The 15288-nt window shown below is 74.0% G+C and carries 17 protein-coding genes and 1 pseudogene; 9 read left to right on the top strand and 9 right to left on the bottom strand.

What is annotated here, in order from left to right; genetic code table 11:
* Positions 1-490 precede the first annotated feature (490 nt).
* Complete coding sequence (locus ACIF6F_RS34345; RefSeq protein WP_399956461.1) at positions 491-790, bottom strand: dsRBD fold-containing protein; 300 nt, start codon at positions 788-790, stop codon at positions 491-493.
* 121 nt (positions 791-911) lie between these two features.
* Here ACIF6F_RS34345 and ACIF6F_RS34340 point away from each other — a divergent pair, with 121 nt between their 5' ends.
* The 3 genes from ACIF6F_RS34340 to ACIF6F_RS34330 all read left to right on the top strand — a co-directional run bounded on the left by ACIF6F_RS34340 (position 912) and on the right by ACIF6F_RS34330 (position 4211).
* A complete protein-coding gene (locus tag ACIF6F_RS34340) occupies positions 912-1256 on the top strand; it encodes a zinc ribbon domain-containing protein YjdM (RefSeq protein ID WP_399956458.1) in 345 nt (114 codons plus the stop codon).
* 120 nt (positions 1257-1376) lie between these two features.
* Positions 1377-2366: an Acg family FMN-binding oxidoreductase gene (locus tag ACIF6F_RS34335; protein WP_399956454.1), complete on the top strand. Its 990-nt coding sequence runs from the start codon at positions 1377-1379 to the stop codon at positions 2364-2366.
* 144 nt (positions 2367-2510) lie between these two features.
* Complete coding sequence (locus ACIF6F_RS34330; protein WP_399956451.1) at positions 2511-4211, top strand: GAF domain-containing protein; 1701 nt, start codon at positions 2511-2513, stop codon at positions 4209-4211.
* A gap of 227 nt (positions 4212-4438) precedes the next feature.
* On the opposite strand, the gene ACIF6F_RS34325 is transcribed toward ACIF6F_RS34330, so the two are convergent.
* Both ACIF6F_RS34325 and ACIF6F_RS34320 read right to left on the bottom strand, forming a co-directional pair.
* On the bottom strand, positions 4439-4927 hold the full coding sequence (locus ACIF6F_RS34325; protein WP_399956448.1) for a pyridoxamine 5'-phosphate oxidase family protein: 489 nt from the start codon (positions 4925-4927) through the stop codon (positions 4439-4441).
* 97 nt (positions 4928-5024) lie between these two features.
* Entirely contained in the window at positions 5025-5351 is a 327-nt protein-coding gene (locus ACIF6F_RS34320; RefSeq protein ID WP_399956445.1) for an STAS domain-containing protein, read from the bottom strand.
* A 254-nt stretch (positions 5352-5605) separates the two neighbouring features.
* Here ACIF6F_RS34320 and ACIF6F_RS34315 point away from each other — a divergent pair, with 254 nt between their 5' ends.
* Positions 5606-6364: a response regulator gene (locus tag ACIF6F_RS34315; RefSeq protein WP_399956442.1), complete on the top strand. Its 759-nt coding sequence runs from the start codon at positions 5606-5608 to the stop codon at positions 6362-6364.
* 179 nt (positions 6365-6543) lie between these two features.
* On the opposite strand, the gene ACIF6F_RS34310 is transcribed toward ACIF6F_RS34315, so the two are convergent.
* A complete protein-coding gene (locus tag ACIF6F_RS34310; protein ID WP_399956439.1) occupies positions 6544-7590 on the bottom strand; it encodes a universal stress protein in 1047 nt (348 codons plus the stop codon).
* Between the two features lie 341 nt (positions 7591-7931).
* Between ACIF6F_RS34310 and ACIF6F_RS34305 the strand changes: the two genes are divergently transcribed.
* From ACIF6F_RS34305 to lysA, 3 genes and pseudogenes are all read left to right on the top strand, one after another.
* Positions 7932-8171, top strand: a complete 240-nt coding sequence (locus tag ACIF6F_RS34305; protein WP_399956435.1) for a hypothetical protein — start codon at positions 7932-7934, stop codon at positions 8169-8171.
* Between the two features lie 245 nt (positions 8172-8416).
* On the top strand, positions 8417-8818 hold the full coding sequence (locus ACIF6F_RS34300) for an SAV_915 family protein (RefSeq protein ID WP_399956432.1): 402 nt from the start codon (positions 8417-8419) through the stop codon (positions 8816-8818).
* Positions 8815-10156, top strand: a pseudogene (gene lysA, locus ACIF6F_RS34295) (diaminopimelate decarboxylase). Before ACIF6F_RS34300 ends, lysA begins: the two are co-directional and overlap by 4 nt.
* Positions 10157-10243: 87 nt before the next feature.
* On the opposite strand, the gene ACIF6F_RS34290 reads toward lysA, so the two are convergent.
* Positions 10244-10585 (bottom strand): HopJ type III effector protein, encoded by a 342-nt coding sequence (locus tag ACIF6F_RS34290; protein WP_399956428.1) that lies wholly within the window; start codon positions 10583-10585, stop codon positions 10244-10246.
* A 157-nt stretch (positions 10586-10742) separates the two neighbouring features.
* Positions 10743-11156, bottom strand: a complete 414-nt coding sequence (locus ACIF6F_RS34285; protein WP_399956425.1) for a hypothetical protein — start codon at positions 11154-11156, stop codon at positions 10743-10745.
* A gap of 232 nt (positions 11157-11388) precedes the next feature.
* Between ACIF6F_RS34285 and ACIF6F_RS34280 the strand changes: the two genes are divergently transcribed.
* Entirely contained in the window at positions 11389-11820 is a 432-nt protein-coding gene (locus ACIF6F_RS34280) for a GNAT family N-acetyltransferase (protein ID WP_399956422.1), read from the top strand.
* Positions 11821-11959: 139 nt separating this feature from the next.
* Here ACIF6F_RS34280 and nadE read toward each other — a convergent pair whose 3' ends face one another.
* Together nadE and ACIF6F_RS34270 are read right to left on the bottom strand one after the other, a co-directional pair.
* Positions 11960-12790: an ammonia-dependent NAD(+) synthetase gene (gene nadE / locus ACIF6F_RS34275; RefSeq protein ID WP_399956417.1), complete on the bottom strand. Its 831-nt coding sequence runs from the start codon at positions 12788-12790 to the stop codon at positions 11960-11962.
* 273 nt (positions 12791-13063) lie between these two features.
* A complete protein-coding gene (locus ACIF6F_RS34270) occupies positions 13064-13483 on the bottom strand; it encodes a hypothetical protein (protein WP_399956414.1) in 420 nt (139 codons plus the stop codon).
* Positions 13484-13833: 350 nt separating this feature from the next.
* Between ACIF6F_RS34270 and ACIF6F_RS34265 the strand changes: the two genes are divergently transcribed.
* Positions 13834-14613 (top strand): hypothetical protein, encoded by a 780-nt coding sequence (locus tag ACIF6F_RS34265; protein WP_399956411.1) that lies wholly within the window; start codon positions 13834-13836, stop codon positions 14611-14613.
* A gap of 98 nt (positions 14614-14711) precedes the next feature.
* Here ACIF6F_RS34265 and ACIF6F_RS34260 read toward each other — a convergent pair whose 3' ends face one another.
* Entirely contained in the window at positions 14712-15134 is a 423-nt protein-coding gene (locus ACIF6F_RS34260; RefSeq protein WP_399956409.1) for a hypothetical protein, read from the bottom strand.
* Between the last annotated feature and the right edge of the window lie 154 nt (positions 15135-15288).

Here is a 15288-nt window from a genome sequence, read left to right as displayed (position 1 = left end):
GCGATGACCCTTCGGGTCACCCTTGACAGGCCACCCCGGCCCGGAAGCAAAAGCCCTCGGCGGACACCCCCAGGAAAGACGCCCAGGGGGACACCCCAGGCCCGGCGGCACCGGGTGCGAATCCCCGCACCAAGGCGAGCCCCCGCCCCACGGGGCGGACGCGACAGCGTCCGTAGGCCCACCGGCCGTCTCGGCGGCCTCCGGGCCGCCTGTGCCCCTTCACAAGCCGCCACAGATCGCTACGCGCTCCCGCCGTCTCGGCGGCCGACAGGCCGCCCGGGGCTGAACAGGCCGCAGGCACTCCCAAGGCTGCCGGGGCCGAGCCCTCCCGGCGTCTGCACCCGCAGATCACCTGCCCACAATTCCGCCCAGCGGACCTCACGGCCCGGGAAGGTGCCGGTTCCCTCGTGCTGGGAGGCAGCGGCGTGCTCTTTGCCTGCTGGGGGCCTGGCTGTGCCGGTGCGAGCCCTGCCGCCGGGTGCCCCCGTTCTTACGACGCCGACATGTCCAGCCAGCCTGCGTACGGTTTCAGCGAGCCTACCGACGGGGCGCCCGCCGCCTGCATGTCGCCGTACGCCGTGCGGCGCAGTTGGACTGCGAGGTCTTCCAGGGCCCGGGCCGCCGCCAGCTCGTCGCCCACCGCGGGGATGTCGGTGTCCTGGGGCGCGCACCTGGCCGTGCCGTGGCCCGTGAGCGTGGCGGTGCCGGTGTCGAGCTTCAGGCTGGCGCTGGTCGTGCCCTCGTCCTCCAGGAGCGAGAGGCGGACCTGCCATTCGACCTTGTGTGACATGGCTTCCTCCAGCGGCGCGGGCCGGGTGGCCCGGCGCTTCGCGCCCTGCGTCCATTGTCGCCGTCCAGCGGCGATGACGTACCGTGAAGGCATCCGTACGACTGCGTCCCCAGGAAACCGAATGACTGCGACCCTGCCCCCGTGCCCCCAGTGCTCCAGCGAGTACACCTACGAGATGAACTCACTCATGGTCTGCCCCGAGTGCGGGCACGAGTGGGTGCCGGGCGAGGCCGGGGCCGCGGAGGAGCAGGTGGTGCGGGACTCCGTCGGGAACGTGCTGCACGACGGCGACAGCGTGACCGTCGTCAAGGCCCTCAAGGTCAAGGGCAGCGCCTCGGGGATCAAGGCGGGGACGAAGGTGCGGAACATCCGTCTGGTCGACGGGGTCGACGGGCACGACATCGACTGCAGGATCGAGGGGTTCGGCGCGATGCAGCTGAAGTCCAGCGTGGTCAAGAAGGTGTGAGCAGGCGCATGGAGTAGGTCCGGTGGGGACCCTCGGGTGGGCCGTTCGGCCCATGCCGGGCCGTGGCCCCCTGCCTAGGCTGGACGCGGGGTACCGAGCCGCACGGCAGGAGGAAGTCCCATGGTCAGCACCCTTCCGGACCTCGCCACCGTCGTGGCGCTCGTCGAGGACGCCGTCCGTGCACCGTCCATGCACAACGCCCAGCCCTGGCGGTTCGTGCTGCATCACGCGTCCGGCACGCTCGACCTGCGCGGCGACCCCGGCCGGGCCGCCCCCCATGCCGACCCCGAGCACCGGGCGCTGCGCCTCGGGTGCGGGGCGGCGCTGTTCGGGCTGCGGGTGTCCGCGGCCCGGGCGGGGCTGTCCTGTGGCGTGGAGCTGCTGCCCGACCCGGCCGATCCCTGGCTGTTCGCCTCGGCTCGGCTGTCGGCGGGAGGCGCACCCGAGGAGGATCTCGCCGCGCTCCATCCGGCACTGCTCGCGCGGCACACGAGCCGGTTCCCGTTCCGGGACGAGGAGGTGCCGGAGGCGATCGTGGACGGGCTGCGGGCGGCGGCGCTGCTGGAGGGCTGCCGGCTGGCGGTGCCGGACGACTGGCACACCGACACCGTGCTGACGCTGGTTCAGGATGCCGAGCACCGTGAGGACATGGACGCCGGACTGCGGGCCGAGACGGCCGCGTGGATGCGCGGTGGTGGTGCGGGCGAGGCCGACGGCGTGCCTTCGGCGGCCTTCGGGCCGGGACGGTCCGGACCGGGAGCGGGCGTACGGGACTTCGGCCGGGCCATGCACGTACCGGACCGCGGCTGGGCGGTGTTCGAGCGGCGGCCCGCCATCGCGCTGCTGGGGACGCGGGGCGACGGGCCCGCGGACTGGCTGCGGGCGGGGCAGGCGCTGCACCGCGTGCTGCTGCGCGCCACGGCGGACGGACTGGTCACCTCGATGACCTCGCAGCCGCTGGAATGGCCAGAACTCCGACCCACCGTAAGGGATCCGCTGGAGGGTACGGGGCACGTGCAGATGGTGATCCGGTACGGTTACGGTCCTCCGGGCCCGGCGTCACCCCGGCGCCCGGTGGCGGAGGTGCTGGAGGTGCTGGAGGGGCGTTGAGCCCGTCCCGGGAGCGCGTTCTGCCCATCGGCCGGTCAACGTCCTGCGGGCGCCCCCCCGCCGTCGATACCCTGGCACACAGCGTGAAGTGCACAGGAGGGGCTGGTGGGCGTGGCGGACCAGGGGCTGTCGAAGGTTCCCAAGATGAGACTCGACGAGCTGCTGGAGGAACTGCAGGTCCGCATCGACGCGGTGCGGGGTACCCGGGACCGGGTGCACAGCCTGCTGGAGGCAGTGGTCTCGGTGGGCCGGGAGCTCGATCTGTCGCAGGTGCTGCGCCGGATCGTGGAGGCGGCGGCCCTGCTCGTCGACGCCGAGTACGGTGCGCTGGGCGTGATCGGGCCGGACGGCCGTACGCTCTCGCAGTTCCTCACGGTGGGGCTGCCGGACGCGCAGATCGCTCGGATCGGGCCGCTGCCGGCCGGGCACGGGCTGCTGGGCGAGCTGATCCGGCACCCGGAGCCGCTGCGGCTGACCAGCATCGCGGCGCACACGTCCTCGTACGGTTTCCCGGCGGACCACCCGCCGATGCGGACGTTCCTGGGCGTTCCGATCCGGGTGCGGGAGGAGGTCTTCGGCAACCTGTACCTGACCGACAAGCGCGGCGGGCTGGAGTTCGACGCCGAGGACGAGGCGGTGATCTCGACGCTGTCCGTTGCGGCCGGGGTGGCCATCGACAACGCGCGCCTGTACGAGGCCTCGCAGCGCCAGCAGCGGTGGCTGGAGGCGAACGCCGAGATCACCCAGCGGCTGCTGTCGGACGGTCCGCGCACGGACGTGATGGAGCTGATCGCGCGCCGGGCCCGGGAGATCACCGGGGCGCGCCTGGCCGACCTGGTGGTGCCGCTCACGGGTACGGACGGCCTGATCGTCGAGCTGGCGGTCGGGGCGGCGGAGAACGAGCGCCTCGGGGCCGTCGTGTCCGTGTCGGGCACGCTGGCGGGGGCGAGCCGGACCAGCGGGCTGCCCGCGGTGTCGGGGTGTCTGGCCGAGGACGACCGGTACGCCGGTGGGCTGTGGTCGCGGATGGGTCTGGGGCCGGCCGTGGCGGTGCCGCTGGGCACGGGTCCCGACGGGCACCGGGGGGTGCTGCTGCTGGCTCGGGACCTGGGCGGGCCGGTGTTCACCGACGCGGAGATCCAGCCGCTGACGGCGTTCGCCGGGCAGGCGGCGCTGGCGCTGGAGCTGGCGGACCGACGGCGGGACGCGGAGCAGATCGCGCTGCTGGAGGACCGGGACCGGATCGCCCGGGACCTGCACGACCTGGCGATCCAGCGGCTGTTCGCGACCGGCATGACGCTGCAGAGCGCGGCGCGGCTGGTCACCCACGAGGGGGCGGCGGACCGCGTGGCGCGTGCGGTGAACGACCTCGACGAGACCATCAAGATCATCCGCTCGACCATCTTCGGGCTGCGGGCGACGGATCCCGCCTCGGAGCCGGGGCTGCGGGCGCGGGCCGCCCGAGCGGTCGGGGAGGCCGCCACCTCCCTGGGGTTCGCCCCGCAGCTGACCATGGAGGGGCTGCTGGACACGGATGTGTCGCCGGAGGTGGCGGACCACGTCCTGGCGGCCCTGGCGGAGCTGCTGAGCAACGCGGCGCGGCACGCGCACGCGACCCAGGTACGGGTGGCGCTGCGCGCCACGGCCGACGAGGTGGTGCTGTCGGTGGACGACAACGGCCGCGGCATCCCGGACCAGGGCCGGCGCAGCGGCCTGGGCAACCTGGCGGCCCGCGCCCGAAGCGTGGGCGGCGCGTTCACGATCGAACGCCCGGAGTCGGGCGGCAGCCGCCTGGCCTGGACGGCCCCACTGATGCCCCGCACCCCAGCATCGTCCCCGGCCTGACCCACCGCCGGGGGCTGACGCGGCAGGCGTCCGGCCCCCCCGGCACGGGGACACCCGGGCCGTGAGATCCGCTGAGCGGAACTGTCGACAGGTGATCCGCGGGTCCAGACGCCGGCAGGGCTCGGACCCCGAGCGAATCGGCACCTACTGGGCCGTGAGGTCCGCTGAGCGGATCTCACGGCCCGGGAGGTGCCGGCCGCCCCGTGCCGGGAGGCCGCGGTGTGGTTTCAGTGGCCGGGGCGGGGCGGCGGGCCCGTGGTCGGGTTTCGCGGGACCAGGCGGAAGCCGGTGATCAGGTCCGGCTGGATGCGCAGGGTGCCGTGGGTTTCGTCGGCGACCCACGGCGTGAGCGTCCGTGCGTAGCGCGCCGCCGTCTCGGGGTCGGCGACCGGGAGCGCGTACCCGGTGGCCACGACGCTCCAGCCGAGCCGAGTGCGCGGGTCGATGACGTCGGCCTCGTAGGCCACCACCACGCCCTGCGGGTCCGACGGGGTCATGAGCGAGGACAGCGCACCGTCTCCGTGGACCCGGACGACGATGGCGTCGCCGTCCATGAGGTGGTTGACCGGGCGCACCATCGGCAGCGCGTGCTGGGTGAAGACGATCCGGCCGAGTTGGACGGACCCGAGCAGCCGCAGGGCCTCCGCCCGGTCGAGTTCGCGCAGCCCCCGGGACCCGGGCCGGTGGCAGACCGGTCGGCTGGTCGTACGGTTCATGGTCACATCCTTCGCTCGCCCGGGCGGCCGGCCCCGCGGCCGCACCCTGCCAGCGTCGCAGTGGCCCGCCCGCCGTGACCAGGGCCGAACGGTCCCGTCACGACGGCCGGTAGGCCAGGACCCGGTCGGCGCCGAGCAGCCTCAGGGCCACGACCGTCAGCTGCGGTACGCCGGTGAGCCGGAGGCGTGCTCCGGCGGCGCGGCAGCTGTGGTCCAGGTCCAGGAAGAGGCCGATGCCGGAGCTGTCGCAGAAGGTCAGGCCGGTGATGTCGAGGACGAGGTCGGGGCCGCCGGGCGCGATGCTGCGGGTCAGCGGGCCGCGGATCTGCTCCGCGGTGTGTATGTCGAGTTCCCCCGAGAGCGCCATGCGGGTCATTCCGTCGTGGTCGACGGCGGCTTCCAGAGCGATGAGGTCCGTGATCATGGCAGCTCCTTGCCGTGCATCCGGCCGCCCTGGGTGGCTGCCGGAGGTGGTTCGTGGGTCTCACGCCGCCCACCCCACCGCACGGGAGGGGGAGTCGAGAAGGACCCCTGGGGCCCGGAGACAGGGCCGAAGGTCCCTGTTCGGCCGCGGAGTGAAGAGGGACGTACGGCCCTGTCCGTTCGTCCCGCGGGCCGCCAGGATGACCCAGGGTGCCCGTCCATGCGGGAGGGGCACCGCCGGAACGGAGTGCTGGGATGACCTACGACGACGGCGCCCCCGGGGCGGCAGCCCCGGTGCGGGTGTTCCTGCTCGACGACCACGAGGTGGTCCGCCGGGGGGTTCTCGACCTGCTGGAGGCGGAGCCCGACCTGACCGTGGTCGGCGAGGCGGCGACGGCCGAGCAGGCGCTGGCCCGGGTGCCGGCGCTGCGCCCGGACGTCGCCGTCCTCGACGTGCGGCTGCAGGACGGTGACGGTGTCTCCGTCTGCCGCGAACTGCGGTCCCGGATGCCGGACCTGGCGTGCCTGATGCTGACGTCCTTCGACGACGAGGAGGCCCTGCTCGACGCGATCATGGCCGGGGCGTCGGGTTACGTGCTGAAGCAGATCCGGGGGACCGATCTGGTCACCGCGGTACGCACGGTGGCCTCGGGGAAGTCGATGCTGGACCCCGGTGCGACCGCGCGGGTGATGGCACGGCTGCGGGGCGAGCGGCAGCGGGAGGAGGAGCCGGTGCCGGCGGGCCTCTCGCACCTGAGCGAGCGGGAGCGGGAGGTGCTCGCGATGGTGAGCGAGGGCCTGACCAACCGCCAGATCGGCGACCGGCTCTTCCTCGCCGAGAAGACCGTCAAGAACGTGATCTCCCGGCTGTTCGCGAAACTCGGCGTGGAGCGGCGGGTCCAGGCCGCGGTGATCGCCAGCCGGCATCTGGGCGGCGGGGCCGGGCAGGCCGGCGAGGATGCCGAGCGCGGGGAGCGGCGTACGGGGACCGCGGGGATTCTGCCCGGGTCTTGATCCGTCGGCTGCGTGCCGGGTCCTGTCGGGTCCTGCCGGGCCCTGCCGGGTGCCAAGTCGTCCCGGGTCCCTGGGTCCTTGCCGGGTCCTGCCCGGTCCCTGTTCCGTGCGCCGTCCGGCCCTGCCGGGCCTCGAACCCTGTCAGGCGGGCTTGCCCGCCTGACAGGGTTCGAGGCGGCTCAGGTGTGCGGGACGACGGCCACGGGGCAGTGCGCGTGGTGGAGTGCCGCGTGCGCGGTCGACCCGATGCGCGGGCCGACCGGCGTGCGCCGCACCCGCCGGCCGACGACCAGCAGCGAGGCGCGGCCCGAGGCGGACAGCAGGACCTGGCCGGCGCTGCCGATCTCGACGTGCTCGGTCACCTGGACCTCGGGGAAACGCTCCCGCCAGGGTGCCAGGGCGGTGGCGAGCGCCTTGCGCTCGTACGGTTCCAGCCCGCCCGCCTCGTCGGCGAGCGCCAGGGAGCCCGGGCTGTAGGCGTACAGCGGCGGCAGGCTCCACGCCCGCACGGCGCGGAGGCGGGAGCCCCGGGCCCGGGCGGCTTCGAAGGCGAAGCGCAGTACGTCGGCGCTTTCGTCGGCGCCCCCCTGCACCCCGACCACGACCTCGCCGTCCGCACCGGGCCGGAACTCCTCCCCGCCGGGCGCGCGACGGCCCGGCCCTTCGGTGCCGGACGCCATGCCGTCCGGCCCTTCGACGCCGGACGCGACACCGTCCGGCCCCTTCCCCCCGGAGGCGTCACGCTGCGGGCCCCCACGGCCCGGCGTGGCGTGGTCCGGCGGGTGGTTCGTGTGGGCCTCGGACCCGGCGGGGCGGCGGACCGACACCACCGGGCAGTGCGCCTCGGCGATGACCTGCTGCCCGTACGAGCCCAGCAGGAAGCCCAGCACCGCGCCGTGGCCTCGGCTGCCGAGCACCAGCAGCTCCGCGTCGCGCGACTCGCGCAGGAGGGCCGGTACGGCGTGCTCGGGCACCACCGTGGCGGTGACCGGCAGCTCCGGCCGGCGGGCGCGGACCCGGGCCAGGGCCGCCTCCAGCAGCACCCGCGCCCGCTCGGCCTCGGTCTCCGGGTTCTGTACGAGCGGCAGGTCCAGCGGCTCCCAGCGCCAGGCGTGCAGCAGCCGCAAGCTCGTGCCGCGACGCGCCGCCTCGTCGGCGGCCCACTCCGCGGCGGCCAGGCTCTCCGGCGATCCGTCCACGCCTGCGGTGATGCCTCGGGTGGTCATCGTGCTGTCCTTCGGGTCGTCGGGTGCCCCGCGCTGATATGGTCTCGCGCCCGCGATCACATGCGCGAGCGCACTCACGCTCGCGCTCGCGCCGAGTCTCGTGCGGAGGGGCAGACGGGGGAGGCGCCCCTCCGCACCTCCAGCCTGTCGCTCCCCCGCGCCGCGGGCACCGGCCCGAAGGTCCCGGGACGGGGGACGGTGTTCCCTTGCCGCGGTGGGCGCGCTGTGCGAACCGGCGGGCCCGCGGGCGGGTACGGGAGGCGCTGCCGAACGTATGTGCCCCTGCCCGGAAACCTCGGCTCCGCTTGCGCGGAAAATCGAACAGGTGGCCTAATTTCGTCATGGCGCGAACCACCTTCCCCGATGACCTCCTGCTCACCCAGATCCACGTGATCCGGACGTACGCCGCCCTCGCGGCGCTCCCCCCGACCGTCGGCGCCACCGCGCTGCGGAGGCGGCTGGTCCAGGAGCTCCGGTGCCTCTACGCCCACCCGTACTGGTCCGAGCCCGGCCACTCCTCCGCGTCCCTGGTGGAACTCCGCCGCCAGGCCCGCAGGCTCGCCTGGACGGTCGCGGCCTGAAACCGCCCTCCTCGGGACCGGCCCTGCTCGGGGTACCGCCCCCTCCGCGGCCCGTCCCGGCCGGCCCCCGTCCCCGCGTCAGCGGCGCGCAAGGAACCGGGGTGCCGGCGTCAGGGCGGCGTCAGGAGCGCACCGGATGCGGGACCCGGGAGCGCACGACCGGGCATGGTTCCGGTTGTGCGCCCCGCACCGCCTCCCCGCGACCGGGACGCCACCCTGCCGTCACAGGCCCTGAGGAGGCCCCCATGTGCACGTTCCGCTACGAAGACGACCCCGACCCCGAGGAACGGATCCCGGCCGGACCCCTCTGCGTCCCGGTCCGGCCGGGCACGCGCGGGGTGGCGGTACGCGTGTTCCGCACCCCGCTGGGCGAGCGGACCGCGGTGGGCTTCACGACGCCCGCCCGGCTCGCCGCGACGCTCGGCGCCGGGCAGGTTTGGATCCGGCTCTCGGAGACCGCGCTGCGCGCGCTGACCGAACCCCTCGGTGTCCTCCTGCTGACGCTCGACCCGACGCTCACCGCTCCCGCCGTGGCCCCCGCCCCAGCGCCGGCCCCTGCCCCGCGGCCCGCTCCCGGCGCGGCCGCGGGCACGGATGACGACGGGCCGCGCGACGGCGCCGTCGCCGCACGGGGAGCCGCCTCGTGACCGCCGACCTCGTCGCGGCCCCGCCCACCGGTACGGACGCGCCGCCCGCCGTCTGGCCCGCGTCCACCGCGCCGCTCCCCCGCGGAGGTCTTTCCGTCGGCGGGGTGGACCTCACCGAGGTCGCGGAACGCTTCGGCACCCCCGCCTACGTGCTGGACGAGGGCGAGGTGCGGGCGCGCTGCCGCGCGTACCGGGCCGCCTTCCCCGACGGCGAGGTGCTCTACGCGGCCAAGGCGTTCCTGTCGCGCGCGATGGTCCGCTGGGTCCTGGAGGAGGGCCTGGGGCTGGACGTGTGCTCGGCCGGCGAACTCGAACTCGCCGTCGGGGCGGGCTTCCCGCCCGGCCGGACCGTGCTGCACGGCAATGCCAAGTCGCCCGCCGACATCGCGGGCGCGGTGCGGCTGGGGGTCGGCCGGATCGTGGTCGACAGCACCTCGGAGATCGCCTGGATCGCCGCTGCGGTCGGCCCGCGCGGCCGCCAGAAGGTGCTGGTCAGGGTGGTGCCGGGGGTGTCCGCCGGGGGCCACGCGAAGATCCGTACCGGTACCGAGGGCCCAGAAGTTCGGGCTGTCGGCGGCCGACGGGTCGGCCCAGGACGCGGTCGCCCGCGTGCTGGCCCGGCCGGAGCTGGAGCTCGTCGGCCTGCACTGCCACATCGGCTCGCAGATCACCTCGGCGGAGCCCTGTCTGGCCGCCCTGCGCCGCATGACCGGACTGCTCGCCCGGATCCGGGACGACCACGGCGTCGCCCTCCCGGAGCTGGACCTCGGCGGCGGCCACGGCATCGCCTACCGGCCCGGTGAACCCGCCCTCGCCCCGGACGCGCTCGCCGCGGCCCTCCGTACGGAGCTGGCCGTCCGCTGCGGTGCCGCCGGGCTGCCCGTACCGAGGCTGGCCGTGGAGCCCGGCCGCGCGGTCGTGGGGCCCGCCGGGGTCGCGCTGTACCGGGTGCTGGCCGTGAAGCGCACGGGCGGCACCGTGTTCGTCGCCGTCGACGGGGACATGAGCGACAACCCTCGGCCGGCCCTGTACGGGGTCCGCTACGCGCCCCTCCTGATCGGCCGCGCCCCGGAGGCCGCCCCGCCGGTCACGGCCACCGTGGTGGGGCGCCACTGCGAGGCCGGCGACGTACTGGCCACGGAGGTGGAGCTGCCCGGGGACGTCCGCCCGGGAGACCTGCTCGGCGTCCCGGCGGCCGGCGCGTACCACCTCTCGATGGCCTCCGCCTACAACCTGGTCGGCCGGCCCCCGGTCGTCGCCGTCCACGAGGGAGCCGCCCGGCTCCTGGTCCGCCGCGAGACCCTCGGCGACCTCTGCCTCAGGCACGTGGGCGACTGAGGGTCTCCGGCGCGTCCGGCCGGGTCCGGCCGGACGGGCCTTGCGGGCCGAACGGGCCGGTCAGGCCTTGCGGGCCGGACAAGCCGGTCAGGCCTTGCGGGCCAGCGGCTGCCCGGCGAAGCTCACGCCGCCCAGGCCGTGGGCCATGAGGTTGCGGATGTTGGCGTGGTCGGTGTCGTCCGGCGTCGCCAGCACCTTGCGGTAGTGCTCACCGAAGGCCAGCAGCGCCTCTTCGTCGCTCAGACCCTCCAGGACGGCCAGTCCGAGCGTCTTGCAGGAACCCTCGTTCTCGCCCGCGGCGTTTTCGACATCGCCGTTGCGGAACGCCTGCGGCCGGTACTCGTAATGCGCGGCGACGAAGGCCAGGGTGTCGGCGAACTCGTGCTCTCCCGACGCAAGGCTTGCCCGCAGCGAGTTCAGATCAGTCATGTTGGTTCCCCTGGATTGAGCAGACGTTCCGATTGCCGTCCGTGACCGGACGACAATACCCGACCGGTTGCGGACGGGTGGGCCCGGGTATCCGCCGCACGCAGAAGGCGCCGGAGAGGAATTCTCCTCTCCGGCGCCTTCCGGCCGGGCCGCTGGATCACTTGCCGAGCTTCTTCTTCACCTCGGCCTTGATGTCCTTCTTGATGTTCTTCACCGTGCCGCCCTTGCCCGTGCCGTCGCCGCCCACGGCGGTGGCGTCGCCGGTGTTCACGGCGTCCGCGCTGGCGTTGCCACCGGTCGCGTTGCCCGTGGTGATGGTGCACTTGCCCTTGCAGCTGCCGACGCCGCTGTTCGCGTCACCGCCCTTGGCCTCGCCGCCGACGGTCGTGTTCTCGGCATTCGCGTCGCCGCCGGTACCGATGCCGTCGGCGCTGTCCGCCGGGGCGAGCGTGACGACCGACTGCGGGGCGGGAGCGGCCATCGCGGTCGCCGGGAGGGCGATGCCGCCGCCCAGCAGGGCGAGGGAAGAACCGGCCAGGGCAACGCGACGGGTCAGAGAGATCTGGAACATCGGAATTCTCCATTCGGTTTCGGAAGAAGGTTTCGAACCGCCCCCGATTGCCGGGGGAAATTCTCCGGCCCCCGGTTTCCCGGAGAGGAATTCCCCGGTGGGGCCGTGCTTCAAATAAACCCCGAACGGGGAACCCGGTCACGCCACTGCAATACGTGACTTGACGCCGGTGAGCTGTCTTGTTAAATTCCGCCGGCCGCGGGCGGGGACGGGCAGCGGGTACCGTGCGCGTATGAAGATCATCGACTTGGAGCCGGGCGACCCCCGGCTCGTCGCGGACCTGCTGCCGGTGCTGCGCGAGCTGCGGCCGCACCTCACGGAGCCGCTGCTGAAGAGCGTGTACGAGGAGGGCCACCCGCAGGGGCTGCGGTTCACCGCCGCGTACGACGCGGACGGGGTGTGCGTGGGGGCGGCGGGCTGGCGCACGGTCGCCAACACCGTCGACGTCCGGAAGCTGTACGTGGACGACCTGGTCACCGCCGAGCGGGCGCGGTCGGGCGGGGTGGGGCGGGCGCTCCTCGGCTACCTGGAGGCCAGGGCGCGGGAGACCGGCTGCACCCTCCTGGACCTCGACTCGGGCACGCAGCGCCTGGAGGCCCACCGCTTCTACTTCCGGGAGCGGATGGCCGTCACGGCGTTCCACTTCGGCAAGGACCTGGTCTAGGGAGCCTGGTCGAGAGGTCCCGCTCCGGCGGCGTCGTCCGGACCCGACGTCGTCCGGTCCGGGCCGTGGGGCCGCGGACCGGACGACGCGGGGCCGCGCAGGCCACGACGGCATGCGGGGCCGCGCGGCGCCGGGTGCCTCAGGGGGCGATGGGCAGCTGTCGCTTGTGCTCGGTCGCGCGGTAGCGGTTCACGATCGTCGCGAAGGCGCGCTCCCCGACCGGCTTCCCCTCCAGGAAGTCGTCGATGTCGTCGTACGTGACGCCCAGGGCGTCCTCGTCGGCCTTGCCCGGGTCCAGGGTCTCCAGGTCGGCCGTCGGGACCTTCCACACCAGCTCGGCGGGCGCGCCCAGGACGTCCGCCACGGCGCGCACCCGGCGCTTGGTCAGGCCGGTCAGCGGGACCACGTCTGCGGCCCCGTCGCCGAACTTGGTGAAGAAGCCGGAGACGGCCTCGGCCGCGTGGTCGGTGCCCACGACCAGGCCGTTCTCGGCGCCGGCCACCGCGTACTGGGCGATCATGCGCTGACGGGCCTTGATGTTGCCGTGGACGAAGTCCTGGTGGTGCGCGTCGCGGAAGGTCACCCCGGCGGCCAGCGAGGCCTCCAGGGCGGCGTCGCTCGCGGGCTTCACGTCGACTGTCAGCACGTGGTCGGCCCGGATGAAGGACAGGGCGAGCTGCGCGTCGCGCTCGTCCGCCTGCACGCCGTACGGCAGGCGCATCGCGTAGAACCGCGCCTCGTGCCCGGCGGCGCGGGCCCGCTCGACGGCGAGCTGGCAGAGCCGGCCGGTGGTGGTCGAGTCGACGCCGCCGCTGATGCCGAGCACCAGGGAGCGCAGGCCGGAGGAGGTCAGCCGCTCGGCGAGGAAGGCCACCCGGCGCTCGATCTCCCGCTCGGCCTCGAAGGTCTCGGCGACCTGGAGTTCCCTGGCGATCTCCTGCTGGAGGGCGATGGACGCCGGCTCGCTCACTTCTGCTCCCTGTTCCGGTCGGGTGGTGCCGTGCACCTGGTGTTGTCGGGGCCCACCCTACCCAGCCGTTCCTCGGGGTCGCCGCCGGTCGGAACGCTGCGGGCGGGGCACCCGACCGGGAGCGCGGGACCCGACCGGGAGCGGGTCGCCACGGTGCTGCGTGCCGTGGCGCCGACCGGGGACGAGGCGCGGCGCGGTGGCGGCGCGGGGCACGGGTACGGCCGAGGACGCCGGAGGGGCCTCGGGCCCCTCCGGCGTCCTCGGCCGGGGCGGTTACTTCTTGATCTTCTTCTTCACCTGCTCCTTGATCTCCTTCTTGATGTCCTTCTTCGTGACGGTGCCGCCGGTACCGGTGCCGTCGCCGCCGACCGCGGTGGCGTCGCCGGTGTTCACGGCGTCGGCGCTGGCGTTGCCTCCGGTGGCGTTGCCGGTCGTGATGGTGCACTTGCCCTTGCAGCTGCCGACACCGGAGTTGGCGTTGCCGCCGGTGGCGGTGCCGCCGACCGTGGTGTTCTCGGCGTTGGCGTCGCCGCCGGTGCCGACGCCGTCGGCGCTGTCGGCCGGGGCCAGGGTCACCACCGCCTGCGGAGCGGGCGCGGCCATCGCGGTCGCCGGGAGGGCGATGCCGCCGCCCACCAGGGCCAGGGAGGAAGCGGACAGAACGACACGGCGGGTCAGGAAACGCTGGAACATGGGAATTCTCCGTTCGGAAGAAGGTGGTGTGGCGAACCGCCCCGCAATTCCTTTTCGAGGCAATTCCTTTCCCTCTGTTCTCCGGGGTGGGATTCCCCGGTGAGGGCGTACTTCAAATAAACCCTGTGGGCCGTCACGCGTCACGCCACTTGAATACGTGGCTTGACACCGGGAAGGGATCTTGGTTGAATTCGCGGCCGCCCGGGGGGCCTCCACGACCACCGGGCCCTTTCGGCCGTACGGGTGGGCACCCGGGGGAAACCGCGCGGCACTCCGCCAGATCGCCTCCGGGGCATGACCGGCGCGCTAACGTCGGCAGCACTTTGCCCGAGAACCCCCGGAGAATTCCGATGAACGAGCGTTCCTGGACCCGTCGTCTCGTGCTTGCCGCCGCCTCCGTGGCACTGGCCGGCGGCATCGCCCTCCCGGCGACCGCGGTGGCCGCGCCGGTTCCGCAGTACGGAGTCGACCTCGCCCGCATCGCCGCGGTCCACCTCGGCGACCACTCCCCCGGGTGCCTCGGTGCCTGTCACGGCAGCGTCAACACCGCCGCGGGCGACGGCGCCCCGGCCGTGTGCGAGGGCCTGTGCCACGGCAGCGTCAACACCGCCACGGGCCAGGGGGCCTCCGGGGTCTGCCGTGGACTGTGCGGCGACAGCGTCAACACCACGGTCGGGGACGGCGCGTACAGCGAGTGCCTGGGCCTGTGCGGTGACAGCACGAACACCGCGGTCGGCGACGGCGCCTTCGACGTGTGCAGCGGCGTCTGCCACGCCAGCGTCAACACCGCCGTCAGCGAGGACGTGATGAGCCTCGCCCAGGTGGACCGGGTGACGGCGACGGGGCAGGGCTCGACGGCCGCCCGCGGCGGCGACGGGGACGGCGGGGAGGGCGGCAGCAGCAGCGCGGACGCCATCGCCATCAGCGGGGACGCGAACGCCGAGAACACCACCGTCGGAGGCACCGCCACCAGCGGCTCCGCCACCTCGGGCGGGGTGGGCACCTGCATCGGCCGGTGCACGATCGTGACCGGGGACGCGACGAGCGGCAACGCCAGCGCGGACGCCGTCAACACCGGCGATGCGACCGCCGTGAGCGGCGACGCGACGGCGACGGGCGGCAGCGCCTGACCCGTCCGGGGGACACGCAGGTACGCAGAAGGACGCCGGAGAGGCCCTGGGCCCCTCCGGCGTCCTTCTGCGTGCGCGGGCTCGTGGTGTCCCGACGGTCACTTGTTGAGCTTCTTCTGCGCCTTCAGCTCCGCCTTGAGCTTCTTGACGTCCTCCTTGGTCACGGTGCCGCCGGTGCCGGTGCCGTCGCCGCCGACCGCGGTGGCGTCGCCGGTGTTCACGGCGTCGGCGCTGGCACTGCCACCCGTGGCGTCGCCCGTGATGATCGTGCACTTGCCCCGGCAGCTGCCGACGCCGGTGTTGGCGCTGCCGCCGGTGGCCGTGCCGCCGACCGTCGTGTTCCCCGCACTGGCGTCGCCGCCGGTTCCGATGCCGTCGGCGCTGTCCGCCGGGGCCAGGGTCACCACCGCCTGCGGAGCGGGCGCGGCCATCGCGGTCGCCGGGAGGGCGATGCCGCCGCCCACCAGGGCGAGGGAAGAACCGGCCAGAACGACACGACGGGTCAGGAAACGCTGGAACATCGGAATTCTCCATTCGGGGTGAAAGGGGTGCGAACCGGCCGCCGGAATTCCCGGTGGACAATTCTTGCGACTCTCGTTTCCGGGGATCCGTTCCCCGGTGAGGGCGTGCTTCCAATAAACCCTGGCACGGCGCCCCGGTCACGCCACTGCAATA

The organism is Streptomyces sp. NPDC086023, assembly GCF_044540325.1.
GTDB lineage: Bacteria > Actinomycetota > Actinomycetes > Streptomycetales > Streptomycetaceae > Streptomyces.
The sequence above is the reverse complement of the archived record's forward strand: the minus strand, read 5'-3'. Positions and strand labels throughout refer to the sequence as shown.